Consider the following 26,443-nt stretch of genomic DNA (forward strand, 5'->3'; position numbering starts at 1 on the left):
CATGCAGGAGATATTTCAGTTTTTATACGTTAACAAAGAGATGTTGTTCATCATCGCCCTGTCCATTTTACTGGGCGTTGAGGTTATTTCACATGTTCCGGCTATCTTGCACACCCCGTTGATGTCGGGAGCAAATGCCATTCATGGAGTCGTTATCATCGGAGCCATTATTGTGATGGGACATGCCGAAACAACTGCCTCTATCATCCTTGGATTTTTTGCAGTCATCCTTGGAACACTCAATGTGGTTGGCGGTTTTGTGGTTACAGACCGTATGCTTGAGATGTTTAAGAAAAAACCTAAAAAAGACTAAGTTATGAACGAGATAATAAATTTTACTAAAGAACTGTCGTTTTCTTCCGGACAGTCTTTGCTCGAAATGATTTACCTGATTGCTTCTGTATTGTTTGTATTCGGACTTAAAATGCTCAGCCATCCTGAAACAGCGAGGAAAGGAAATTTATGGGCTGCGTTCGGGATGACGCTTGCAATTGCAGGAACTATTTTATTCCATAAAAAAGACGGTCAGGGTATTCACAACATAGGATGGATTATTGGTGGCATTGTTATCGGAACTTTAATCGGATGGATAGTGGCCAAACGTGTTAAAATGACCGCCATGCCACAGCTGGTTTCTTTATTTAACGGAATGGGAGGTGCATGTGCTGCTTTGATTTCGCTGATGGAATATCCTCATCTTCATGTGGTGGGAGGGCACTACCAGGCAGGTATTGTCATCACCATCGTTTTAGGTGCTATGATTGGAACAGTTTCATTTACTGGAAGCATGATAGCTTTCGGAAAACTGAATGGAAATCTGGGCGATATCAGAAATAAAATCATGAGGCCCATTAACATTCTGATCCTGCTCGTTTTACTTGCCCTGATTATTGCCATCGTGTTTTTCCCGAAATATGTTGATCACGAAGGTTATCAGAGCCTCGATATGACGCTTCTGTGGGTATTATTCGGACTTTCTTTTGTCTATGGAATTTTGTTTGTCAGCCCGATAGGAGGAGCAGATATGCCTGTGGTTATTTCACTGCTGAACTCATTTACAGGACTTGCTGCTGCTTTTGGTGGGTTTCTGTATCACAACCAGGCTATGCTTACAGGAGGTATTCTGGTCGGATCCTCAGGAACCATTCTGACCATTCTCATGTGCAATGCGATGAACCGTTCCCTTATCAATGTCATTGCTGGCGCTTTTGGGGGTGGAGGCAGTGCAGCTAATCAGGAAACCGGTACCGTTAAGGAAATTACTCTTTCGGATGCCGCTGTATTACTGAGTTATTCACAGAAAGTGGCAATTGTTCCCGGCTATGGACTGGCAGTAGCTCAGGCTCAGCATATCTGCCACGAACTTGATAAAATGCTGGAAGAGAAAGGAGTGGAAGTCAGATATGCCATTCATCCGGTAGCAGGACGTATGCCCGGACACATGAATGTCTTGCTGGCTGAAGCTGATGTTCCCTATGAAAAACTGATTGAAATGGATGATATCAATCCGGATATGCCTAATATTGATGTTGTGGTAATTGTAGGAGCCAATGATGTGGTCAATCCGGCTGCCGAAGACGATCCTTCTTCTCCTATTTATGGCATGCCTATTATCAAGGCAAGAGAAGCTAAAAATGTCATTGTGATGAAAAGAGGAATGGGAAAAGGCTACGCTGCTATTGAAAATATGCTGTTTTTTCATCCAAAAACAAGGATGTTGTTTGGCGATGCTAAATCTACCATCCAAAAACTGATTGAGGAAATAAAGAATCTTTAGAGTATATCAGATGGGTTTAAGCTGATTCAGCCTGATCAGACCTATTCTGTTCATGACTTCCTGCTTGTGGATTGTTGCAATTTTCATATTTTAGTATCATGATTTTGTGAATAACCAGAATAAGTTGCGGGGTACCTGTTAAGAGTAAAGGGTGATGAGTAATGAGTGATTAGTAATGGGTTACTGGTTTTTTGTGCCAACTGAAAACTGCCTATTGCCTACTTACAGAAATTTATCTCATCAGCAACACCGTTCCGCTCACCAGCCTGCGTTACTGAAGTTTTCTCCTTATTTAAGAAGTGAATCTGGCTCAATGGTTTCAGTTTCTTCACCTATATTTTCAATCACCTCTCCTGGTAAAACCGGACTTTCATCCAGAAATTCTTCAGGTTTTTCATCCATCGGGTCCGGCTCTGAAGGAGGTTCAGGACGGCTTTTATATTGTTTAATAAATTGTTTTTCAGTTTCTTTTCTCTTTTTCTTATCGAATTCGACAGGATAAAAATAATTTATCTGACGCATAGCCCATGATAATCGCCTGAGACGATAACCGGTTAATTTGTTTGGCTTCATTTTCAGCGGGTTAGGTAAACAAACTGCTATCAGTGCAGCCTCTCTTTTGGTTAAAGTTCCGGCATTTTTGTGAAAGTAATACTGAGCTGCCTTTTCTACCCCATAAATACCATCTCCGGTTTCAATGACATTCAGGTAAACCTCCATTATCCGTTTCTTCCCCCAGATTCCTTCTATCAACAAAGTAAAATAAACTTCCATTCCTTTACGAAACCAGGATCGTTTTGGCCAGAGAAATACATTTTTTGCTGTTTGCTGTGAAATGGTACTCGCGCCCCTTTTCTTTTTGCTTCGCGCATTGTGTTGCTGTGCCTTTTTGATGGCTTTAATGTCAAAACCATGATGAGTCAGAAAATGTTGATCTTCGCAGGTGATAACTGCAGCGGGCATATATCCTGAAATATTTTTCAGGCTTACCCATTTCTTTTGAAGTGTCAGGGGTTTTCCTGCTTTTTTTTGTTCAAAAAGCCGGATTATCATCAGGGGAGTTACTGGTGGTGGTACAAACTTGTACAACAAGGTGAAAAATAGGGTTGAGCCAAAAAATACAATAAGAATCCAAAGTATGATTTTTCTGATGATGTGCGAAAATGAATTTGACTTATTCCTGGCTTTTATCATTTGCTCATTTAAAACGTTGAAAACTAATGAATAATGTCCGGCAAACTTACATTTAAGCAGGGAAACGATAATCAATCAGGTGGATAATTTTATCTTTGTACCCTCAATATAACTCATTAAACATTTTATTTCAATGATTTTCAGGCAAATTACTGTTTTTTTTGTGCTTTTTTTCACCCTTTTACTCCAGCTGTCAGCTGCCGATTATTCCGACCTGATCAAAACTGCCGGAGATGCCTCGAAATATCCTAATTCTCCTGTTTTAGTCATTTTTGACAGCACAAGGGTGGAAGTAATGGAATCAGGACTGAGCCATTTTCATTTGCATTTACTATACAAAGCATTGACTGAAAAAGGAGCTTTCGACCTGAGTATTCAAAAGTTTGGCTATGAGCCAATGAGCATGTTTATGTCGGTAAAAAAGGTGAAGATTTACAGGAATGACGGACATATTGAAGAGCTTGCCAAAGACAGGATTTTCGATTATCCGGCACCAGCTTCCCTGATCCTTTGGGGTGCACGCGAGCAAATGATTGCCATAGGCAGACTGGAACCGGGAGAAGCCGTTGAAATTGAGATTTATAAAAAAGGTTACACTTATGCCCTACTTGAGGAAGATGAGGATAAATATATTCCTCCTATGCGCGGGCATTATTACGATATAGTTCCTTTCTGGAGCAGCTGGCAGACTCTTGAAAAGGTTTATCAAACAATCCTTCCTTCGGCCAAACTGCTTCAATATTCATTTTACAATGGCGAAATTACTCCAGTTGTCAGGAATCTGGATGGAAAAATCTGCTATTCATTTTGCAAGAAAAACATTTCTCCTCTTGAAAGGGAACCCAATATGGTTGATCCTTTCGATGTGGCACCAAAACTCATTCTGACAACCGCTCCCGATTGGCCTTCAAAGTCGAGATGGTTTTACAAAGTGAATGAAGACTACGGGAGTTTTCAATGGACACCGGATATTAAAGCCAAAACTGACGAAATTTTGAAAGGAGCCAAAGATGAGTTAGACTCTGTTTCAAGACTGACGCATTGGGTTGCCGACAATATCAGGTATTTCGGGCTTAACATGGGTTGCGGAGAAGGATATACCCTCCATAAAGCGGAAATGACCTTTGAAGACCGCTGCGGGGTTTGCAAAGATAAGGCTGGCATGCTCGTTACCATGCTTCGTGCAGCCGGATTTGAAGCTTATGCCGCCATGACCATGGCAGGATCACGTATTGAAAATATTCCTGCCGACCATTTCAATCATTCCGTTACTGCGGTCAGGTTGTCAGACGGCCAGCTTCATATGCTCGATCCTACCTGGGTACCTTTTGTCAGGGAGCTTTGGTCGAGCCGTGAACAACAACAAAACTATATTATCGGAACCCCAAAAGGCGAACAGCTGCAGGAAATTCCTGTTTCTCCGGCTAAAAACCATTATTTTAACCTGACAGTTGAATCAAAACTCCATGAAGACGGCAGTCTCAGCGGTAAACTTTTCCTGATTGCTGAAGGGCAAAGCGATGCCGCATTCCGCTCTTCTCTTACAAGGACTTTCCGCAACAATTGGGAAAGATTGATGGAAACAGAGTTATTATCAGTCTTTCCTCAGATGACTATTGAAAAGATTTCATTTTCAGATGCTTATGATTATAGTGAGCCTTTCAGGCTGGAAGCTGTTTTCCACATTGGTAATTTTGCAAATGTTGTTGATAACCAGTTCATTTTTACCCCATTTTCAGCAACTGCCATTTTTAAAAATTTTCATCCACACCTGAAAATTAATCTGCAGTCTGAAAAAAAGAAATATGGCTTTCGGGATGCCTGCTCAAAATGGATTGAAATTTATGAAACCATGGAGCTGCCTTTTTCTATGAACGCTGTTTTTATTCCTCAGGTAAAAGACATTGAGGGAACCCCTGCTTCATTCTTTTCATCCTTTCAGATTAAAGATAAGACACTGATCTTCAAGGAAAATGTTTCCTTAAATAAACGGGTATATGAAAAAGAAGACTGGCCTGTATTCAGGCAGGTGGTAAACAATCAGGTCAGGCTTGCTGCTTCAAAAATTATTTTAAATAAAATAACTTTCTGATAATGAAAAAGTTAATCATAATCTTGTTGACAGTTGCCTCTTTCAGGCTGTTTGCCGGAAATGAAGATGCTGTTTATCTAAAGATGGAAAAAACATTTATTCTTCATCAGGATGGTACCATTGAACAACGTTATAGTCATGACCTGAAAATCTTATCATATTATGCTATTCACCGGAAGTACGGGGAAACAGTTATCAATTACAATCCTCGTTATCAGGAAATAAAAATTCACGAAGTATTTACGCGGCTTGAAAACGGAAAAATTGTCAGATTGCCTGCAAATGCTATTAATGAAGTGTTGCCTGCTGAAGCTGCCGATGCCCCTGCTTACAATTTTCTCAGGAGGTTAGTCATTACTCATACAGGGATTGAACCCAATTGTATTATTCATGTGGATTATTCACTGATTACAAAAAATGGCTTTTTCCCTTGCCTGATGGGCAATGAACGCATTCAGCAAAGTTCACCGGTTGGCGAGTTGAATATCAAAGTTATTGTCCCTGAGCAGACTGACTTGAAATATGATTTACTAAATATTCAGGCTCAGCCGGAAATAGTTTCTGAAAAAGGAACGCGGCAATATGAATGGAAGTTTTCTCAACTGAAAGCAATTTCGGAAGAGTTTTGGCAACCGGCACCTCAGGTTTTTGAACCCTATCTGATATTCACCACCAAAGATTTGAAAGTGGTTTACAATGAGTTTTTAAATCAACCGGCCATGAGTTTTTATCTTTCTGAAAAAGCACGCCAGTGGGTTGAAAAGACAAAATCTGCTTCAAAAGACAATCTGGATTTTATTTCCAAAGTTCATCAATACATTACTGATTATATCCGGACTTACCCATTGCCGCTAAACCTGACAGGTTATAAAATTCAGACTCCGGATGAGGTTTTTCAGAATTGCGGAGGGACCAGAATAGAAAAGCTTACCCTGATGAATGCCATTTTACAGAGTGTTGGAATTAAACCTGTTCTGAAGTTGATCGCCCCGGGAATTACAAAATCAATATCTTCATTGAATATTGATGCTTTTTCCGACTGTATGATTGAGATAATGCTCAGAGGAGAAGAGAGCAGGGATTTGACTTATTATGCTGATCAGAAAGATGAATTATCTGTTAATCAAAATTATTGGAGAGTAGTTTACGCCACCTATCTTCCTCTTTATTCAGGAATGTCAACTTACGATCCGACAAGCTGCTCCGATTGTATATCGATTGATTTTCAAAGTGTTAATTATGTAAAAATGGATGAAAAGGGTTACATTTTTTCGGTGACCTCTCCTGAAAATAAAAAACTGGCAGTTGTACAGGATACGGTTTTCAAAATCATTCGCATTCCATGGTCGGAATCGGGTATGGAAATGTGGCACCTTCCTGCTTTTGTCAGCAAAAGGGAAACACCAGTCTTTTTACCGGCAATCAGATCCGACAATCGTAAAATAGTCATGGAATATCCTTCAAAATTACGTTTTATAGGGAATAATACCCATTTTTTCATTGAAAATGAGGCAGGTAGTTTTTTCTTTGACATCAGCAAAAAAGGGAAAAAACTTATTATTCAGAGAAAAATCCAGTTTAACAAACAGATAATTGAACCAGACAGTTATCAGAAATTAAAAGAGCTGATTGCATTTTGGCAATCTGAAAAATTCAATACACTTTATTTTACAGGTAAATAATAACAAAATGGGAATTTTCGGTATTTTCAGAAATAAGGAAAAAGAAATTGAACAGGAACAAAAACTTGAAGCAAGCCTTGAAAAGACAAAAACTTCGTTTTTCAGTAAAATAACAAAAGCTCTTGTCGGGAAGTCAACTGTTGATGACAGTTTTCTTGACGAGCTTGAAGAAATATTGTTATCCTCAGATGTGGGTATCGAAACAACCGTAAAAATCATTGACAGGCTGGAAAAACGGGTGAGCAGGGAAAAGTATTTCAACACCGATGAGGTAATAGGTATTCTTAAGGAAGAGATCATCAAAATGCTTTCAGAGCATGAGGGTACAATGGATGTGAGCTTTGATTTTCCTGAAAATATTAAACCTTACATCATCATGGTAGTTGGTGTAAATGGGGTAGGGAAGACAACAACCATCGGAAAACTTGCATATCAGTTCAGACTGATGGAAAAAGAAGTTTTTGTTGGTGCAGGCGATACATTCCGTGCCGCAGCAGTTGACCAGTTGAAAATCTGGGGTGAACGTGCCGGAGTCCAGGTTATCAGCAGGGGAATGGGCAGCGATCCGGCTTCTGTTGCGTATGATACTGTTAAGTCGGCTGTTACAAAAAATGCAGATGTAGTTATTCTGGATACAGCTGGCAGGCTTCATAATAAAATTAATCTGATGGCTGAACTTGAAAAAGTGGACAGGGTCATTAAGAAAGTAGTGCCTGATGCACCACACGAAACAGTGCTCATTCTGGATGCCTCCACCGGCCAGAATGCTATTGAACAGGCAAGACAATTTATCAAAGCAACAAAAGTCAATACTTTGGCTATTACAAAACTGGATGGCACGGCAAAAGGCGGAGTGATTCTGGGAATTGTCGATCAGTTTAAAATCCCTGTAAAATATATTGGTGTAGGTGAAAAAATTGAAGACCTGCAACTCTTTGATAAGCGAAAATTCGTGGAATCGCTTTTTAAGACCTCATAATTTGTAATCATTTCAGATGAAGAGAATTAATGTTTTTACGTTTGGATGTGCTAAAAATCTCTATGATTCTGAGGTTTTAATGGGGAAACTCAGTCAGATTGGCTATGAGGTGGTTCATGAAAAGGAGCTTGAGGAAGAGGATATAGTCATTGTCAATACCTGTGGTTTTATCAATGATGCCAAACAGGAATCTGTCAATGCCATATTTGAATTTATTGAAAAAAGAAACAGGGGACTGATAAAAGATATTTTTGTATTTGGCTGTCTTTCAGAAAGATATAAAGTCGAGTTACAGAAAGAAATACCTGAAATAAAAAATTTTTTCGGGGTTTTCAGTTTTGATGAAATTATTAAAGCCATTGAACCCGGCTTGCTGGTGCCAAAAGGATATTCGAGAAAACTATCAACACCGGGACATTATGCATATCTGAAAATTTCGGATGGATGCGATCAGAAATGCTCGTTTTGTGCCATACCGCTTATTAAAGGAAAACACAAATCGACTCCCATTGATACCTTGATCGAAGAAGCTAACTGGCTTGCACAGAAAGGAGTCAAAGAACTGATATTGGTTTCGCAGGACAGCTCTGCCTACGGACTCGACCTTTACGGTCAGCGAAAGCTCGTAGAATTAGTATCACAGCTTGCAGAAATAAATGAATTTGAATGGATTAGATTACATTACCTGTATCCTTCAGGACTTCCGCTCAGACTGATAGATTTGATGGCTGCTAATGAAAGAATCTGCCAATATGTTGACCTGCCTGTTCAACATATTTCTGATAATGTGCTCAGGGCAATGAAAAGAGGGTTTACTTCTGTTAAAACCTACAGGCTGCTCGAAGAAATAAAAAAACGTGCACCTCAGGCTGCGCTCCGTACGACATTGCTTGTCGGACATCCGGGAGAAAGCGATGATGATTTTGAAGAGTTGTGTGATTTTGTGAAAGAGGTAGAATTCGACAGACTCGGTGTTTTCGAATATTCAGATGAAGAAGGCACTGCAGCCTACCGGCTTAAAAATAAAATCGACAGGTATCAGAAACAGGAAAGGGCTTCCGTCATCATGGCTATCCAGCAGTCTGTTTCGCTTAAAAAGAATGAATCTTTTGTCGGGAAAAACATTAAAGTATTGATTGACAGGCTTGAAAACAATCATTACATCGGAAGAACTGAATTTGATTCCCCTGAAATTGACCATGAAGTCTTGGTCAAAAGCCGTAAAAAACTCTTGACGGGAGAATTTTATCAGGTCAGAATTACAGGATTTTCTTATCATGATTTAATGGCTAAATATCCTGCAAATGATTGATAATCAGTCGGATATATTTGAAAATCGATTTCTCGGGTTTATTGAAGCAAACCATTTGTGTCAAAAATCTGATAATTTGCTATTAGGTGTCAGCGGTGGGGTGGATTCGATGGTGATGATGCATTTGTTTCAAAAATATGGCTTCAGGATAAATGTCGGCCATGTCAATTTTTTGTTGCGCGGTGAAGAATCCGACAAGGAAGAACTTTTTGTAAAAGAATATTGTAACAAACACAAAATCAATTTTTTTTCAGTAAAATTTGAAACAGCTGCCTTTGCCGGGAAGCATCATCTTTCCATCGAAATGGCAGCAAGAAAGCTTAGATATGATTGGTTTTCGGAGATTTGTAAAAAAAATAGTTTTGATAAAATTGCCGTTGCCCACAATAAAAATGACCATGTCGAAACAGTTTTGCTAAACCTTTGCAGGGGGACTTCTTTAAAGGGTCTCAGAGGAATCTTGCCTTCCGTTAATAAAATCATACGCCCCATGTTATCTTTCTCAAGAAGTGAAATTGAAGCCTATGCACAGAAGGAAAATATTCTGTATTCAGTTGATTCTTCAAATAAAAATATCAGTTTTCACCGCAACAGAATTCGCCTGAAGATTATTCCTGAACTTGAAAAAATTAATCCTTCACTGACCGAAACGGTTTATCGGAATTCGCTGATATTGTCTAAAATAAACCATTTTCTGGAAGAAAAAATGGGAGAGGCCTCAGAAAAAATTGTTTCCTCCAGGGATCAGACAATCAGAATAGATTTGATTGAATTAAACAAAACCGGCCATTCCGAAATTTTGCTTTATAAAATCCTTGAAGCTTATGAGCTGAATTTCAGTCAGTTTGAGCAAATTATCAAGCTGACCTCCGCACAAACAGGTAAACAAGTCTGTTTTAACAATTTCCTTTTTTGCAAAGACAGAAATTCTCTGACAGTAAGTCCGTACGTTCCTGATAATGAAGAGATTAATGAAATATATTTTAATTTCACACAACAATCTGAAGATTTTGGCAATCTGAGAATTGAATTGCTTGATTTTCACCCCGGAGAAGATTTGAAAAACAGCAAGGTGGCTTATGTAGATGCCGATAAAGTTGTATTTCCATTAATCCTCCGCAACTGGGCTTCTTCTGACCGTTTTATTCCTTATGGAATGAATGTTGAAAAGAAAGTCAGTGATTTTCTGACAGATATAAAAATTCCGGTACATGAGCGGAAAAAGATAAAAGTTTTAATTTCCGGTAAAAATATCATCTGGATTGCAGGGATTCGGATTGCTGATCCCGTTAAAATTTCTGAAGAAACGAAAAAAATTTTAAAGATAAGCCTCAAAAACAATAACTTATGAAAAACAATTTAGTCTTATTGCTTGTGTTGTTACTGCCTTTTTACGGCTCAGCACAAAACCTGTTTAACGGAGAGCCTGTTTTTCAAACAGATATTGAAGTGAAGTCCACAAGTGTGAAAGATCAGGCAAATTCCGGTACCTGCTGGGCTTTTGCAACAATCTCATTCATTGAATCAGAACTTCTTAGGATGGGAAAAGGTGAATATGACCTATCTGAAATGTATATTGTCAGGAATACTTACCCGGTAAAATGTGAAAATTATCTTCGCTTACACAAGACTGCCAACCTTGGCAGAGGAGGACAGGCTCATGATGTTTTGAATGCCATTAAAAGAGATGGATTAGTTCCGGAAGAAGTTTTTAAAGGAATACAGTATCCGTCTGCAGGACATAATCATGAGGAACTGGATGCGGTTTTGAAAGCTGTCAGTGATGTTCTTTTTTCTCAGAAGAAAAATGATGCTACTTTAGGTATTAATCTGATAAACAATATATTGGATCTTTACCTGGGGAAGAAACCGGAGACTTTTATGTTTAAAAACAAAGCATATTCACCAAAATCATTTTGGGAATCGTTCGGAATAGATGTAAACGATTATGTAGAATTCACCTCCTATTCCTGCTATCCGTTTAATTCTTTTATCGATCTTCAGATTCCTGATAACTGGTCACACGATAAATACTATAATATTCCGATCGATGACCTGATGGCTGTCATTGATTTAGCCCTGCAGAAAGGGTATTCTGTCTGTTGGGATGGTGATGTTTCAGGAAGTGATTTTTCATCAAAAAAGGGAATTGCCACTTTAGATATTTCAGTTTATCCGAAAGTTACTCAGGAAAACAGGCAGGCTTCTTTTGATCATCTTTCAACTACTGATGACCATTTGATGCATATTGTAGGCATTGCTCACGATCAATATGGTAATAAATATTACAAAGTGAAAAATTCGTGGGGAACAGATAATAAATACAATGGATTCTGGTATTTAAGCGAGTTTTATGTCAGATTAAATACTGTTGCTGTGATGGTCAATAAAAATGCTTTGCCTGAGAAAATAAATAAAATAATTGATAAATGATTTTGAATTTGCAATCCCTTGATTGCTGAGATTTCGTAAGAACGGGTTTGTTCTCAAAACTCATCAGAGTTTTGTTTCTTCATTTTTAAAATTAATTCCCAATTTGAATTTTGCTGTTTCAATTTAGTTTTCTTAATATGTTGAAAATCAATCACTTTTCTTATGGCATATTTATTAATTAATGTATAGTCCATTTATCATCATTTAACATTGTACTATGCGAAGTTTACTTTTATTGCCTGCATTAGTTATAATTGTAATTAATTTAGCATTTTCCCAGTCTCCGGCTTCAAATCCTTATGGCGTTGATTTGGACAATTCAAATGATTATGTATCAATACCTCATGATAACAGCCTGAGCCTAACCAATACATTTACCATTAGTTTCTGGGTCTATCCAAGAAATGTTTCTGCAAATGTTCCTTTTATCCGTAAAAGGCAAAGCTCAGGATATACACCCACAAATTATGCTATTGACCTGGGAAGTAGCGGACAACTCAGGTTTTTTCTGTACGATAATACAAATACTGCCAGAGGAATTCTGACAGGTGGACCAACACTCACTGCAAATACATGGTATCACATTACAGGTGTTTTTGACAAAAACTTAGGGAGTGATAATTTTAAGCTTTATCTGAATGGAGAACTGGTCAAAACGGCAACATGGACAGGAACGGTATTAACTGATACCTATCCCCTGATTATCGGATATAACCACAGCCATGCTACCAATGCAATTATCGATGAAGTATCAATTTGGAAAATTGCTTTAACTCAAACCCAGATACAGGCAAGAATGTATCAGATACTTGATCAGGATGACCCTCAATACCCGAACCTTGTAGGGTACTGGCGTTTCGATGAAGGAACCGGTACGACTACAGATGATGTCGTAAATGGACTGGATGGCACATTAATGAACGGTGCCACATGGAACAATAACGTTGCACCTGTTGCTTATACCGATCACGCTTTGTATTTTAACGGAGTTAATCAGTACGTTGATTTTTCTTCACCTGCTTCATTAAATATTACTTCCGCCATTACACTTGAAGCATGGATTAAACCCCGTTCTTTCGGTAACAATGAAGCCATTATTGATAAACTGAAAGACATCAGCCCTCAGGGAGGCTATAATCTGAGTGTCATGGGCACTAAAAAAGTATCATTTAAAATGCATCTTGCTTCCGGTGCATTTGAACTCCAAAGTATTTCTACACTTGATACGGGTATTTGGTATCATATTTCTGCTACTTATGATGGAACAACAGCTAAAATTTATATAAACGGAGTACTTGATAATTCATCTTCTGTTTCTTCATCAATCGCTTCAAATACTGAAAAGATTTATGTTGGTTATGATGATGCTGATACCAGTCGCCATTTTCATGGTTACATATCAGAGGTAAGAATCTGGAACACTGCCCTTACGGCTGATGACATATCTAACCGTATGGTAATTAAATGGATAAATGAAACTGATGCCAAGTGGAGTTTTCTGCAAGCCTACTGGAAATTTGATACGGGCAAAGGGATAAAAGCCTATGATGGTAGTAAAAACGAAAATACGGGTACTCTTATTAATTCACCGGTATGGGTTCCTGTGAATATTTCGTTTGATTTGACATGGCAGGGTTATTCTGAGGAATTTCATGATCCGAATAACTGGTTACCCAAAATGGTTCCTAATGCTTTGACAAACTGTATCGTTCCTGCAAGAAACTTTGATCCTGAAGTTACCGTCAATTCAACATGCCGGAACCTTATTATCCAGCCGGATGCTGCTGTGGTAATTAAAATAAATAAAACCTTAACTGTAAAAGGTGATGTAACTATTAATTCAAGCACAAACTATACGGGTTATCTGGTTGCTTATGGTACTTTACAGGTAGATGGAGTCTGTTATTTCAACAGGTATTTAACCGCAAATGGATGGCATTATGTTTCATCCCCGGTAAATAACGGTAATTCAAATACTTTTCTGGGCAGTGCACTTTATACCTATAATGAACCAACTGCCTCTTGGACTAAAATTGGGAGCAATACAACGCTGACTAATTTCAAAGGATATGATGTCTATTACAAAAACACGAATAAAACAGTTACTTTTTCAGGTACATTTAATTCCGGAAGCTATTCTGCATCCTTAACCAGAGTAACCGATGGGTTCAATTTTATGGGAAATCCTTATCCTGCTACCATCGACTGGGATGCTACCCAGGGTTGGACAAAGATAAATGTCAATAATGCCATTTATATTTGGGATGCTTCCATCAATAATTATTGTGAATATGTAAACGGTGTCAATAATAATTGTGTCGGTCGTTATATACCACCAACAATGGCCTTTTGGGTACAATGTAATAATGCTGGAGGAGGGACACTTGGTATTTCACCCACTGTTCAGCATAATTCTGCTGCTTCTTTCAGAAATGATGGAAATGATAAAGAAAAAGAGTATTTGAAAATAAAAGTGATAGGCACTGATTATTCAGATGAAACCTCTATTGTACTCGACAACAGTGCAAGTACAGATTTTGATGGCGAATTCGATGCTTTAAAAATCATGAACCCGGTTTTGAATATGCCGGATGTCTATACGCTGTCGACCGATAACAAAGAAATTTCCATTAACTCTTTACCTTTTAATCAAACAATGACATTACCTCTCTATGTCAAAATTGGTATTTCCGGCCCTGTCACTATCAGGGCTGATGTACAGAAATTATTGACAGACAAGTATGTTTTACTTGAAGATTTATTCCTGAATAAAATTCACGATTTCCGTACCGGTGATTATCTTTTTGAAGGAAATATTGGAGATAACCCTAACCGGTTTAAAATACATATCCTTCAAAATCAGTCTATTAATGACAATACTACAGGATTTAAAGAACAAAAAGATTTACCGGTTGTTTATGCACACCAATCGGCAATTTATGTGAATACCAATGATGAAAACTACCATGTGTCGGTGATTGACCTGAATGGTAAAACTATTTTAAACAAAAATAATCTTAACGGATTTTCTGTAATTCACACCGATTTGCCTCAAGGTATTTATTTTGTAACTATTAACAATAACAATGGAAATTATACCTCAAAAGTTCTTTTAAAATAATTTTTTATTTCGCATCAGTACTATTTTGAAAATCCCGGACATTTGTTAATTTTGTCTGGGATTTTTTTATTATTTATTGATGCTTTTACTCAAAAAACAAGATCATCAAAGGGCAGCCATTTATTTGGCTGAGTTTATCGTCATAGTTTTTCTTTTAGGATTTTACCTGAAAGGCTTTTATTATGGCAATTTTCTGATAAAGCAAGCCAAGCTGGTTTTAATCATTTTAGGTGCTGTATATCTGATTATCGTTCTACCTATTAACCTTTTAAAGGATAATCATGAAACACTCTTTAAGGGCAATGTTGTATTATCAGTTTCATTAAGGTTTTTAAAATTTCTCTTTAACAAAAATTATTTTTCATCAAAATACAGATTTTTTGAATCTCAGGAGGAAAAACAAAAGTTTTTATTTTTCCTGGTTAAGATTATTTTTATTCCCATCATGTTGAATTATTTCATTATGTATGTTGTTGACCTGTATGATTTTTTTACAAACCTGACAGATTTCAGCATCATTTTTACTCAATTCACATGGTTCTTTCTCCTGACCTATATTATTTTCAGTATTGATACGCTTTTCTTTAGTTTTGGCTATATTGTCGAAAGCAAAAAACTTAATAATGTGGTAAAATCGGTTGACCCTTCTATACTTGGTTGGCTATCCGCTTTGTCTTGTTACAAACCATTTAATAGTGTTACTTACCATCTTTTCCCTTTGTTTACAAATGAGAATATTTTTTGGATAAATAATACTGTTACAACCTTAATTTACCTCATGGTTTTGGTCTTCTACTTGATTTTCGTTTGGTCCACCATAGCGCTTGGATATAAATGCAGTAATTTAACCAACAGAGGGATTGTTTCAAGAGGCCCTTATCGTTTTGTCAGGCATCCTGCCTACATATCGAAAGTGCTGGCATGGTGGATATTTTGTATCCCGATTTTTAATTTAAAAGTATTAATAAGCATGATAATCTGGTCATTGATTTATTTTATTCGGGCATATACTGAAGAAAGACATCTTTCTGCCGACCCGGATTATATTAATTACTGTGGAAAAGTTAAATTTCGATTTATTCCTTATGTATATTAATTTTGCAACAAATAGTATATGCTTCTTTCTCAAAATGAAAAATAATTTTCATTGATAAAAAGGTTAATATAATTTGGCACAGTTTTATCATAAATACAGCGGAAAAATTCATTGCATGAAATTTGAATTTTTAAAATTGATGAATTTTGAAACAAATTTTTTATTACCTTTGTTACGGGATGCAGTAAGCTATGAATAAGATAAAAACAATAATTACTATCATATTTTTTGTTGCGGCAACAAGCTTTTTATCCTACGCCCCACCTTCAGGAAGTTGGAATCCGGGACAAACTGAGCCAACAGTACCACTTCATGGTGGTATTTTTTTCCTTCTTGGGATGCTTATAGCTTATTTTGGAAGAAAATTATTTGCTCAGAAAAAAGATGACCCATCTTAAAAAATTATTTTTTAATCTCTTTGTTATTTCTCAAATCCCCTTACCTTTGCATCTTCAAAAAATGCCGGTGAAGTAGCTCAGTTGGTAGAGCAACGGACTGAAAATCCGTGTGTCGGCAGTTCGATTCTGCCCTTCACCACATCAGGCCCCTTGCGGGGGCTTTTTTATTAATTTTGAATGAAGTCATGAAAAAAATTTTTTACTGATAACTCCTTGTAAATAAGCAAAATATGAAATTTTATCAGACAAAAGACATTAGAAATATTTCATTGCTGGGCGGCCCGGCTACCGGAAAAACTACGCTTGCCGAGTGTATGTTATTTGAAGGTAAAGTAATAGACAGAAGAGGTACTATAGAAGCAAAAAATACTGTATCCGATTATCGTCCCATTGAGCATGAACGTTTAAATTCTGTTGTGGCTTCTATTCTGTTTACAGAATTTAACAATAAAAAGATAAATATTATTGATGCTCCTGGTTTTGATGATTTTATAGGAGAAACCATTACAGCCATGCGGGTTTCTGACGTAAGCCTGATTTTAATTCATGGTAATAATGGAATAGAAGTCGGGACTGAACTAGCCTGGCGAAATAGTTCAAATGCCGGACAGCCTGTTGTATTTGTCATCAACCATCTTGACCACGAAAAGGCCGATTTTGATGAAATAATGCGTCAGGCAAAAGATTATTTCGGCAGTAAAGTCGCACAGATTCAATATCCGGTGAATGCAGGAAAAGATTTCAATGCTATCATTGATGTCTTATCCCAAAAATTATATAAGTATCCGGCAACGGGTGGAAAGCCTGAGATCACAGCCCTCCCTGAATCTGAGAAAGCAAAAGTAGAAGAAATCAGAAACAATCTGATTGAAGCAGCTGCAGAAAACGATGAAGAATTGATGGAAATCTTCTTTGAAAAAGGCACTCTTACAGATGAAGAGCTTTTCAAAGGGATAACAAATGGAATTATTAAACGGGAGTTGTTCCCGGTTTTCTGTACTGCTGCCAAAAATAATATAGGTGTTTATCGTTTGCTGGAGTTTATCACTGAAGTTTTTCCTTCACCGGAATTATTGCCATTAAAAAGTTCATCAGGGAAAATTATTCCTTGTAATGCAGCCGGTCCTTTTGCAGGTTTCGTGTTCAAAACAACTTATGAAGAACATTTGGGAGAAATGATATTCTTACGTGTGGCCAGTGGCGAAATTACAGAATCCTATGATTGTGAAAACCTGAACAATGGTACCAAGGAACGTGTCAGTCAGTTATTTGCTGTAGCTGGGAAAAAGCGGGAGAAAATCGAGAAAGCAGTTGCCGGTGATATTATTGCTACTATTAAATTAAAAAATACAGGCACAGGACACACCCTTGCCGACAAATCTGTTTCAGAACCTGTTGAAAAAACAGCTTATCCGGAACCAAGATACAGGGTAGCTATTAAATCAGTCAATACTGCAGATGATGAAAAGCTGGCATCTGTTCTTCAGCGAATGAATGCATCTGACCCCACTTTGATTTTTGAATATAGTAAAGAACTGAAACAAATGCTGTTGCATGGTCAGGGGGAACAACACATAAATATTGCTAAATGGCATCTTGATAATGAATTTAAAATTCCAACTGAATTTTTAGTGCCCAAAATACCTTACAGAGAAACCATTACTTCTGTGTCGCAAGCTACTTACCAGCATAAAAAACAATCAGGAGGGGCAGGTCAGTTTGGGCAGGTCAGTCTCATCATTGAACCCTATGAACCATCCAAACCCAAACCTTCGACTTTCAAATTAAAACAAACCATTTATCATTCTTCAGTTACCCAGATGCAGATTAATAAAGCAGAAACTGAAGTCTCAGTCAACATCAGGGGAGAGGAAGAAATGGATCTGCCATGGGGAGGAAAACTTGTTTACTACAATGCCATCGTGGGTGGTGTCATTGATGCAAGGTTTTTACCTGCCATTTTAAAGGGAATTATGGAGAAAATGGAAGAAGGGCCGCTTACAGGTTCTTATGCACGTGATATTCGGGTTACTGTTTACGATGGGAAAATGCATCCGGTAGATTCCAATGAAATTTCTTTCAAACTTGCAGGTCGAACCGCCTTTTCCTATGCATTTAAACATGCCAATCCAAAATTGCTTGAACCTATTTACAGGGTTGAAGTCTTTTTACCGGAAGAAAGAATGGGTGACATCATGACCGATCTTCAGGGCAGACGTGCATTAATACTGGGAATGGAGCGTGAAGGACATTATCAGAAAATTATTGCTAAAGTTCCATTGGCAGAAATGAATAAATATTCCACTGCCTTAAGTTCTCTGTCGAACGGAAGAGCTACCTATACCATGAAATTTGAAGAATATGCACAGGTGCCACCGGATATTCAGGAAAAATTGCTGAAAGAATACGAAGAAAGCAAGAAAGAAGAAGAATAAGCATAATAAATTCTCACTACTAAAGCTCATTGGATATCCTTTTTCAATGAGCTTTTTTTATTTTCATACAGACAACCATTAATATTACTTTTGCGTCAAAAAAGACAAATGCCAGATGGACAATGAAAAAGTCAATAAAGAGGAGTTTCAGTTGGTGCAGCAATGTATCAAGGGAAATCATCTGGCACAACAAAAACTTTTTAAAAAATACTACAGTCTGATGTTAGGTGTTTGTCTCAGATATGCCAATAATCGCGAGGATGCAAAGGAAATCCTTCAGGAAGGTTTTATTAAAATCTTCAGGCATCTTGAGACATTTAAATTTGAAGGAACACTCATCAGCTGGATGAAAAAAATCATGGTTAATACAGCCATTGATAAATACAGAAAAAAAATCACGGAACCTGAGCAGATCTCACTTGAAAATACAAATGAAAGCGATCCGGCTGAAGATATGTTATCCCGGTTAACGACTGAAGACCTCCTGAATTGTATCAATCAGTTGCCATTAGGATACCGTACCATCTTCAATCTGTATGTCATCGAAGGTTATTCTCACAAAGAAATTGGAGAAAAGCTTGGCATATCTGAAGGAACCTCCAAATCACAACTTTTCAAAGCCAAACAAAGCCTGCAGGAAATGATAAAAAAGATGTTTTCGTAAATGTCAGATAAAAACTTACATATTGATAATTTTTTAGGCCACTTCAGGGAAAAGCTGGATAATTATTCACCGGAAGTTCCTGAAAATGAAATCCTTCAGATGTGGGATAGTGTCAGTAACCAAATTTCTGTCAACCCTGCAACATCTTCAAGCCCCTTTTCAAAACATTTGAACATTAAATCTTTGGGAATCATTAGTGCCGGAATAACTATTACAGTTACTGCCCTTTTGATTATCAGCAATATTGACAAAAATAACGGGATTAACAATTCAACTCAAAATAATGACGAGATAGTTGTTCATACTGATTCTTTCTCAAGTCAAAATTCAGATGAAAACAAAAAAGCTGACGAAATAGAAAAAAAAGCTCATGTTTTGACAATTCCTGAGTTTAAAACTGACAATAGTCAGACAGGCAGAAATGAATTTGAAAATAACTCAATTTCAGATCAAAGCTCTGTACTGGATTATACGAAGAATACAACTACCCAATCATCATTTCCAGAGGTAATATTTTCAGACACAATACTTTGTGAAGGTGATAATCTGAGGATTTCGTTCAATCCTGTTTCAAAATTTGATGATATTGACATCACGTTGATTCTACCAGATCAGCAAATAAATAGTTTCAGAGGAGTAAAAAATTACAGGTTTGATAAACCCGGGACTTACTATATTTACATTATCTGTTCCATGGATAATCAGATAATAAAGAAGATACAGAAAATTTATATTCAACCTAAGTCATTTGCACAGTTTGGATTTGATAACACAAACGAAAGAGAAGTTAAGTTTTCAAATCTTACTACAAATGCCGATCATTATTTATGGGATTTTGGCGATGGAACTTCTTCGGCACTGACTCACCCCAGACATATTTACCAATACGGTGGAACCTTTACAGTCAGATTAGTGGCTGAAAATAAATTCGGATGTAAATCAGAGATCACAAAAGATATTTTAGTCAGGGCAAATTCTGTATTGAAAGAACCATATATCCCCAATTATTTTTCACCGGATGGAGATGGAGTTGATGATTATTATTATATTACTATTGAAGGCGAGACCTTTTTTGAACTGGAAATTACAGACAGATATGGGAATAAGGTATTTTCTTCAAAATCAAAAGACAAGAAATGGGATGGGACAAATGAGGTAACAGGGAAAATATGTGATGAAGGGCAATACTTTTACTTTTTGCAGTATAAAACTGCTGAAGCAAACTCAATTGAAAAAAAATCAGGAACAATCTATTTGAAAAGAATAAAATAATTTAGTTTTGTAATGTTAAAATTAATAGCCATGGAAAATTTTAAAAAGCTTCGGAATGTTGTTTTTATTGTGATGACGCTGCTTTTGCTTGGCAATTGGGCGTATTCACAGTGTACACTGACGGCTTCGCAAACAAAAGTTTGCCGGGGAACTTCAGTGCTTTTCTCTTTTCCGTCCACCATCAGTTATGACCATCTGTTGTGGGACTTTGGTGATGGTTCAACCAGTATTCAGAAACAGAATTCAATATCCTACATTTACGACACTTTTGGTACTTTTACCGCATGCATTACTTTGTACAATGCAGACAATTCAGTAAAATGCGGACCAAGTTGTGTTACGATAACAGTGTTTGATAAGCCCGATGCTGATCTGATACTCCCTTCAGTGACTACAATGTGTTTTGAGACAAACCATTTTTGTTTCACTGATAACTCCAAACCCGGGAAGAGCAATACTCCTATTGCTACTTATTTATGGGACTTTGGAAATGGTGATACCAACACCGCAAAAAATCCATGTTATTCTTATCCGCAGTCCGGGGTTTATTCTATTATCCTGACCGTTACAGATACCAATAAATGTTGGGATACTGCTTCAAAAGTTACCAGTATTGTGGTCTTACCCAAACTGAACCCACGTTTTTCGACACAGTTTAAAATCGGATGTCCCGAAACACCTGTTAAATTTACCAACCAGACAGATACTACGGGGAAATGTATTACCGAATGGATATGGGATTATGGAGACGGAACACGCGATACACAGACAACATTTGATCCTACACCATGGACACATGTATATAAGAAAGACGGGACATTTAATCCAAGACTCATTGTTAAAACCTGCCATGGCTGTATTGACAGTTTAATTAAATTTTCCGGAGCTAAAAATATTTTCTATTATTTCGACATTAAAAAATCTGAAAGCGGACCCATTTGCTGGCAAGACAATAACCTTTGTTTTGCCCAGAAACCACGTCCAAATGCTTATTATTGGTTATGGAATTTTGATGATCCGCCTTCCCAGTTGTTGAATACCAATGATGAAGACTGGGAACCATGCCATCATTATACCGCACCGGGCGTTTATCACATTACATTGAAAATATGGGAACCAAACTGTATCAGAGATACTGTTTTCTGTACCTATATTCCACTAAAAGGTCCCCAGGCAATTATCAATATGCCTTCCCCTCCATTCCCACCAAATAATCAGAATCAGGCTAAACCAATTCCTGTAAGTTTCTGGCATGCAGCAAGTACCCGGTGCTGGAATCCAAACCTTGATCCTGTTGATTATGTTACAAGAACCCAGGTGGCTAAATATCAGGTTGGGAAAATTGATTATTATTGCAATAGTTTACTGGATTCCGCCAATTTTGATACGGTATATAAACCATATCCCTGTCCGTTAGGCAATACCATTGCTACACGAATAAACTATCCATTGCTTTCCAATCCGGTTAAAACAGATATTCTTTATGACAGTATTCAGGAAACTCCGGGAAAATGGACACCCGGTACCCCTTTGCCTCCTGGTATTCTGAACGGTACTGTCTATTTCCCAAAAAGCGGAAGTGTCAACCTGCAAACCATGCACGATACTGATCTGAACATCCACAACTGTACAGCGCCCAACTATGTGAGATTTACGAACAATTCTTACAAATACAGGATGTATTATGCGATTGACAATTCACCATTTGATTATTTCCAGTATCCTAATAAGCAAAAGGAAATAAAATTTGATGAATGTTACAATCCTTCCTATCCGTGGGCCAGCGATAGTATGCTCTATTTCTGGGATTTTGCTGACGGAACAGCCAAACCATGTACTTCAACCGTTCAGAAACCGGATATAAATTGTCAGTATTCAACGGAAGTAGCTCCCTGGCACTTGTATAAAGAACCAGGTTGCTATTCTGTAACATTGACTGTCATTGACACAGTAACAGCCTGTTCTAGTGAAGCCAGTGTGAATATTGTCATGGAACCACCCTGGTCAGGATGGGACACTACATCTTATGGTGCCATGGAGAGGGCTCTGAATAAAATACTTCCCGAACGTATCGCTGATCCTACCAAAAGAAGATACAATGGTATGTGGAATGGAAGTAGCCCTTACATTGATTATAATAACCAGTTGATTTCTCCCAGAACATTTACTGATACTACTGTTAATCCGAACAAAACCTATGACATCAGACGTGGTGTCAGATTGAATGGAGTCCCTTGTGTGGGCCAAAACTATCCGCAAATACCAAATTTCCAGGAAACACGACCTACCTGTGACCGCCAGTTCTGGTGGATGGTATTCGACTCTGCTTCCAGAGGTTTCGGTACATGCGATACGCCTACCGTAAAATGCACCGAAACTACTTATCTTGACTTCGATCTTGACAATATTAAAGAAAGTGTTCAGAAACACCAGACTATCAGTTGTCAGTGGGTAGATATGATTACCTTCATGATGATGGGTAATCAATGGATATACGGAAAGGGAGGATGGAAAACCCTTGGGCTGATTCTGAAAACAGGAGATTGTTTCGATACTTTCTGGTATCATAACTATAAGTATATTGCCGACCTCAATTATGGATTCAATTTAAATGATCCCAACAAATATGGTTTCATGAGGGCACCTAATAATCAACTATTCCCCGTTCCCGGTAAATACCCAAGAATGAATTATCAGGCTCAGGAGCATTACAAGATTTGTCCGAATTCTCAGGCTATTTTAACTGTTAATGATACAAACCAGGTGGGTATTACTGAGTTTAAATTCTTTATCGACAAGTTTTTCCCTCCAACCACGCCCCAGTGGCCTGATGTACACATGGAAGACAGTTGTCAGAAAACCGTTGATACGGTTTGGAAAAAAGTTGGTAATAACTGGGTAATCGATACGATTTATAAACGTGATACCATTTATTATATGTGCCATAAGGACTCCTTTACCATCGATCCGTTTACCAATAAAAAGGTTTACACCATGTGTTTCACCTATCCTGATTTTACCAAAGGAGGAAAATGGGTCAAATCTGAATGGCAGCTTATTACTTCGATGGGCTTCATACCAATTGATACTTTCCCGCAGCTAACCTTGCGCGACTCATTCTTTATGAAACAGGCCGGTGCTCCCCGTAAACAAAGGATTGAACCAGACTGGAGTCTGACCGTCCCTGGGAAATACTACGTTACTGCTACTATTCGGAATGTTTATGGTTGTGCTTCAGGTGGTTCTGCACAGATTATCGTGGGACATTATGCTGACTTCGAAGCAGACGACCGTATTATCTGCTATGAGGGAGGTGGCGATACCGTTACATTCACTCACATGGTACGTTATTTCTGGATTAAAGTATTTCCATTTGACCCGGATTTGAATCCCAATGAATACTGGGTCGATCCGACCAACTTCCTTGGAACTTTTGACCCGGCATTCGGTACCCGTAATGGGGCCCCTGCTCCTCCATCCTTCATCGAAAAAGTTGAATGGGACTTCGGTGATGGCACAGGTTGGCACCGCAATCCTAACCTGACTGATAAGATTCAATGGGTATTTAATAAACCTCAGGATTATACCATTAAAATGAGGACAACAGACAGCAATGGTTGTGTGCAAATTCTTGAACGTAAAAATTACATCAAGGTGATTGGTGTAATTGCTGAATTTGATACGGCAGCTTCTCCGGAGGTTTGTGCCCCTCAACCGGTTAAATTCCTTGACAAATCTATTGGTTTGAATATTTACAAATACATTTATGACAAAAACGGGCAGGTTATGGATTCTACCAAGGTGGACAGTGTGGTGAACTGGAGATGGGATTTCTATGATGGTGTTTATGCCTCACAATATAGTTATTTAAAAGATCCGGTTCATACCTATACTAAAAACGGGACCTATAATGTCAGATTGATTGTCAAAATGAGTAACGGATGTGTGGATACCATTGAAAAACCTTCGTATATCAATATTTTAGGCCCGAAACCCAAATTCTGGCTTTACAAAAACGGTAACTTTGTTTATTCAGACACAATCTGTGAAGGGGAATATATCGTTGTTTATGACTCATCTGAAGAAGTTACTGAATGGCAGTTTAATAAAGGTGACGGGACATTCTTCTCCGATACATCAAGACCGGGGAACAGACAATGGGCAATTCAATATACAAAAGCCGGTGTTTACCACATTGTACTCAACGGTACGGCAAAAGTGTTCTTCCCTGTACCTTCACCCGGATATTGGGGCAATTGTACACAGATTTATGGAGATACCAATGTCCATCCTGACGATCCTTACTTTACCGTGGTTGTTAATGCCATTCCACCAAGCAAATTCACCGGGGATACTATTATCTGCGATGGTACCGTTGCCAGATTTACCGATCAATCCGATAATGCTTATCCTTCGCTTACTTGGAATTTTGGTGATGGAACAGGATATTTTAACCATCCACCGAAAGCAACTGTTACACATCAGTTTACAAGCGGTAATTCTTATGATACTATTTACACGGTTGAGCTGAATGGTTCAGGGGTAGCTTGCCCGGATAAAATCAAGTATATGGATATCAGGGTAATGAAAGCTGATGCCGTTCTTGATATTGCCGAAAATAAAATGCCTATCTACACCTTTGATAATAAATCTAAAGGTGGTAACAGGTATAAATGGACGGTAACAGGTACATCTGATGACGGTTCAAAAACCTATAATGAAGAATACCTGACACAGAGCAAGGATAAATATGTATTCAACTTTGAGAACTATAAAGGGACATTCCAGGTTTGCCTGTGGACATGGATTGATGTTCCCGGACTGAACGGATGTCAGGATACTCAATGTATTACGGTGAAAAACTTCTTTGAAGTTGAACTCGATATTCCTAACGTCTTTACTCCGGGTAATGCCGATGGTGTTAATGATGTCTTCAAAATCAAGTCGAAGAGTGTTGAATACTGGGATCTCACCATTTACAACCGCTGGGGAGAAAAAATGTTCTGGACTGATGATCCTGAAAATCATTGGGATGGCACAAATATGAATACAGGAAAACCTGCTCCGGGTGGCACCTACTACTATGTATTAAACTACCAGCTACGTGGTGAACCCAGAAAAGACATTTCTGGTACCGTTACCCTCTTTAGATAATTTTTTCTGTCAGAATATCTTTAAAAGGGCTGATTTTTCAGCCCTTTTTTTTTATCTTTCAACTGGGATTTTTTCTTGCAAAATAATAATTTTTGAGGTTTTTTCAAGGTTTTAAGGTGGAACAAATCGTAAGTCCGTGGAAAAGAGTTCCTTTTACAAGATTAATTGTCCCTTTTCTGCTGGGAATTCTGATATTTTTCACGGGGCTTCGGATAAGCTATTTTTTTCTCCTGATTCCTTTGGCTATTCTTGTTTTCTGCATTTCTTTCGAAAAAGCGAGTATTTTCAAAATCTTTAAATACAGAAAACTCATTGGCTTTCTGATAAATATATCCATCATTTTTTCATCTTATTTTCTTGCTGCAATTTATGTCCAGATCTATAAGCCATATCATTTTTCAAATTTTCTATCTGATAAGGCTGTAATTATTTGCCATATCAAAGAAATGCCTGAAGAAAAAGAAAAAAATCTCAAAACGGTTCTTACGGTTGATTATATTAAATCAGGTAATAAGCTATACAATGTCAAAGGAAAGATTCTGGCTTATTTTAAAAAGTCTGAAAAATCAAAAGAACTTTCTTATGGGGATGTCATTGTATTAAAGGCGAAAGTTACTGAAATCCCTGAGCGCTTAAATCCGGCACAGTTTGATTATAAACGGTTTTTAGCGTATAAAAGAATTTACCATCAGACGTTTTTGAAAGATTACGACTGGATTTATACAAAAGAAAATATCGCACCTGCACTGTTGAAGAAGCTTTCACTTCTTCGTGAAAAAATTATTGCTCAGATAAAAATGGCGGTAAAAACCCCTGATGAACAGTCCATAGCAC

General features: G+C 37.8%; 18 protein-coding genes and 1 tRNA gene. 17 read left to right on the plus strand and 2 right to left on the minus strand.

Annotated features, from left to right (window positions below; translation table 11 throughout):
* Position 1: 1 nt before the first annotated feature.
* Both GX437_03495 and GX437_03500 read left to right on the plus strand, forming a co-directional pair.
* A complete protein-coding gene (locus tag GX437_03495; protein NLJ06717.1) occupies positions 2 to 313 on the plus strand; it encodes an NAD(P) transhydrogenase subunit alpha in 312 nt (103 codons plus the stop codon).
* A 3-nt stretch (positions 314 to 316) separates the two neighbouring features.
* Positions 317 to 1,777, plus strand: a complete 1,461-nt coding sequence (locus GX437_03500) for an NAD(P)(+) transhydrogenase (Re/Si-specific) subunit beta (protein ID NLJ06718.1) — start codon at positions 317 to 319, stop codon at positions 1,775 to 1,777.
* 288 nt (positions 1,778 to 2,065) lie between these two features.
* On the opposite strand, the gene mtgA is transcribed toward GX437_03500, so the two are convergent.
* Positions 2,066 to 2,971, minus strand: coding sequence for a monofunctional biosynthetic peptidoglycan transglycosylase (gene mtgA / locus GX437_03505; protein ID NLJ06719.1), 906 nt, complete (start codon positions 2,969 to 2,971; stop codon positions 2,066 to 2,068).
* 133 nt (positions 2,972 to 3,104) lie between these two features.
* Here mtgA and GX437_03510 point away from each other — a divergent pair, with 133 nt between their 5' ends.
* Genes GX437_03510 through GX437_03535 form a run of 6 tightly spaced genes read left to right on the plus strand, consistent with a single transcriptional unit; the run spans position 3,105 to position 11,469 of the window.
* Entirely contained in the window at positions 3,105 to 5,063 is a 1,959-nt protein-coding gene (locus GX437_03510; GenBank protein NLJ06720.1) for a DUF3857 and transglutaminase domain-containing protein, read from the plus strand.
* Between the two features lie 2 nt (positions 5,064 to 5,065).
* Positions 5,066 to 6,745: a DUF3857 domain-containing protein gene (locus GX437_03515; GenBank protein ID NLJ06721.1), complete on the plus strand. Its 1,680-nt coding sequence runs from the start codon at positions 5,066 to 5,068 to the stop codon at positions 6,743 to 6,745.
* A gap of 7 nt (positions 6,746 to 6,752) precedes the next feature.
* Positions 6,753 to 7,724: a signal recognition particle-docking protein FtsY gene (gene ftsY, locus GX437_03520; protein ID NLJ06722.1), complete on the plus strand. Its 972-nt coding sequence runs from the start codon at positions 6,753 to 6,755 to the stop codon at positions 7,722 to 7,724.
* Between the two features lie 16 nt (positions 7,725 to 7,740).
* Positions 7,741 to 9,036 (plus strand): 30S ribosomal protein S12 methylthiotransferase RimO, encoded by a 1,296-nt coding sequence (rimO, locus tag GX437_03525; GenBank protein NLJ06723.1) that lies wholly within the window; start codon positions 7,741 to 7,743, stop codon positions 9,034 to 9,036.
* Positions 9,029 to 10,387, plus strand: a complete 1,359-nt coding sequence (gene tilS / locus GX437_03530) for a tRNA lysidine(34) synthetase TilS (GenBank protein NLJ06724.1) — start codon at positions 9,029 to 9,031, stop codon at positions 10,385 to 10,387. The genes rimO and tilS overlap by 8 nt, the downstream gene beginning before the upstream one ends.
* Positions 10,384 to 11,469 (plus strand): aminopeptidase, encoded by a 1,086-nt coding sequence (locus GX437_03535; GenBank protein ID NLJ06725.1) that lies wholly within the window; start codon positions 10,384 to 10,386, stop codon positions 11,467 to 11,469. The genes tilS and GX437_03535 overlap by 4 nt, the downstream gene beginning before the upstream one ends.
* 53 nt (positions 11,470 to 11,522) lie before the next feature.
* On the opposite strand, the gene GX437_03540 is transcribed toward GX437_03535, so the two are convergent.
* A complete protein-coding gene (locus GX437_03540; GenBank protein ID NLJ06726.1) occupies positions 11,523 to 11,663 on the minus strand; it encodes a hypothetical protein in 141 nt (46 codons plus the stop codon).
* 23 nt (positions 11,664 to 11,686) lie between these two features.
* Between GX437_03540 and GX437_03545 the strand changes: the two genes are divergently transcribed.
* The 9 genes from GX437_03545 to GX437_03585 form a co-directional block, all read left to right on the plus strand.
* On the plus strand, positions 11,687 to 14,590 hold the full coding sequence (locus GX437_03545) for a T9SS type A sorting domain-containing protein (protein NLJ06727.1): 2,904 nt from the start codon (positions 11,687 to 11,689) through the stop codon (positions 14,588 to 14,590).
* A 79-nt stretch (positions 14,591 to 14,669) separates the two neighbouring features.
* On the plus strand, positions 14,670 to 15,686 hold the full coding sequence (locus GX437_03550) for a hypothetical protein (protein ID NLJ06728.1): 1,017 nt from the start codon (positions 14,670 to 14,672) through the stop codon (positions 15,684 to 15,686).
* A 191-nt stretch (positions 15,687 to 15,877) separates the two neighbouring features.
* Positions 15,878 to 16,084 carry a hypothetical protein gene (locus tag GX437_03555; GenBank protein ID NLJ06729.1) on the plus strand — a complete coding sequence of 69 codons (207 nt, stop codon included), beginning with the start codon at positions 15,878 to 15,880 and terminating at the stop codon, positions 16,082 to 16,084.
* Positions 16,085 to 16,150: 66 nt separating this feature from the next.
* Positions 16,151 to 16,223, plus strand: a tRNA-Phe gene (locus tag GX437_03560).
* Positions 16,224 to 16,314: 91 nt separating this feature from the next.
* Complete coding sequence (locus GX437_03565) at positions 16,315 to 18,519, plus strand: elongation factor G (GenBank protein ID NLJ06730.1); 2,205 nt, start codon at positions 16,315 to 16,317, stop codon at positions 18,517 to 18,519.
* A 115-nt stretch (positions 18,520 to 18,634) separates the two neighbouring features.
* Complete coding sequence (locus tag GX437_03570) at positions 18,635 to 19,183, plus strand: RNA polymerase sigma factor (protein NLJ06731.1); 549 nt, start codon at positions 18,635 to 18,637, stop codon at positions 19,181 to 19,183.
* Positions 19,184 to 20,455 (plus strand): T9SS type B sorting domain-containing protein, encoded by a 1,272-nt coding sequence (locus tag GX437_03575; protein ID NLJ06732.1) that lies wholly within the window; start codon positions 19,184 to 19,186, stop codon positions 20,453 to 20,455.
* A gap of 30 nt (positions 20,456 to 20,485) precedes the next feature.
* Positions 20,486 to 25,609 carry a PKD domain-containing protein gene (locus GX437_03580; protein ID NLJ06733.1) on the plus strand — a complete coding sequence of 1,708 codons (5,124 nt, stop codon included), beginning with the start codon at positions 20,486 to 20,488 and terminating at the stop codon, positions 25,607 to 25,609.
* Between the two features lie 92 nt (positions 25,610 to 25,701).
* The coding region (locus GX437_03585; GenBank protein ID NLJ06734.1) for a DUF4131 domain-containing protein at positions 25,702 to 26,443 on the plus strand (742 nt) is incomplete at its 3' end.

It is taken from the genome of Sphingobacteriales bacterium (genome assembly GCA_012517435.1).
Taxonomy (GTDB): domain Bacteria; phylum Bacteroidota; class Bacteroidia; order CAILMK01; family JAAYUY01; genus JAAYUY01.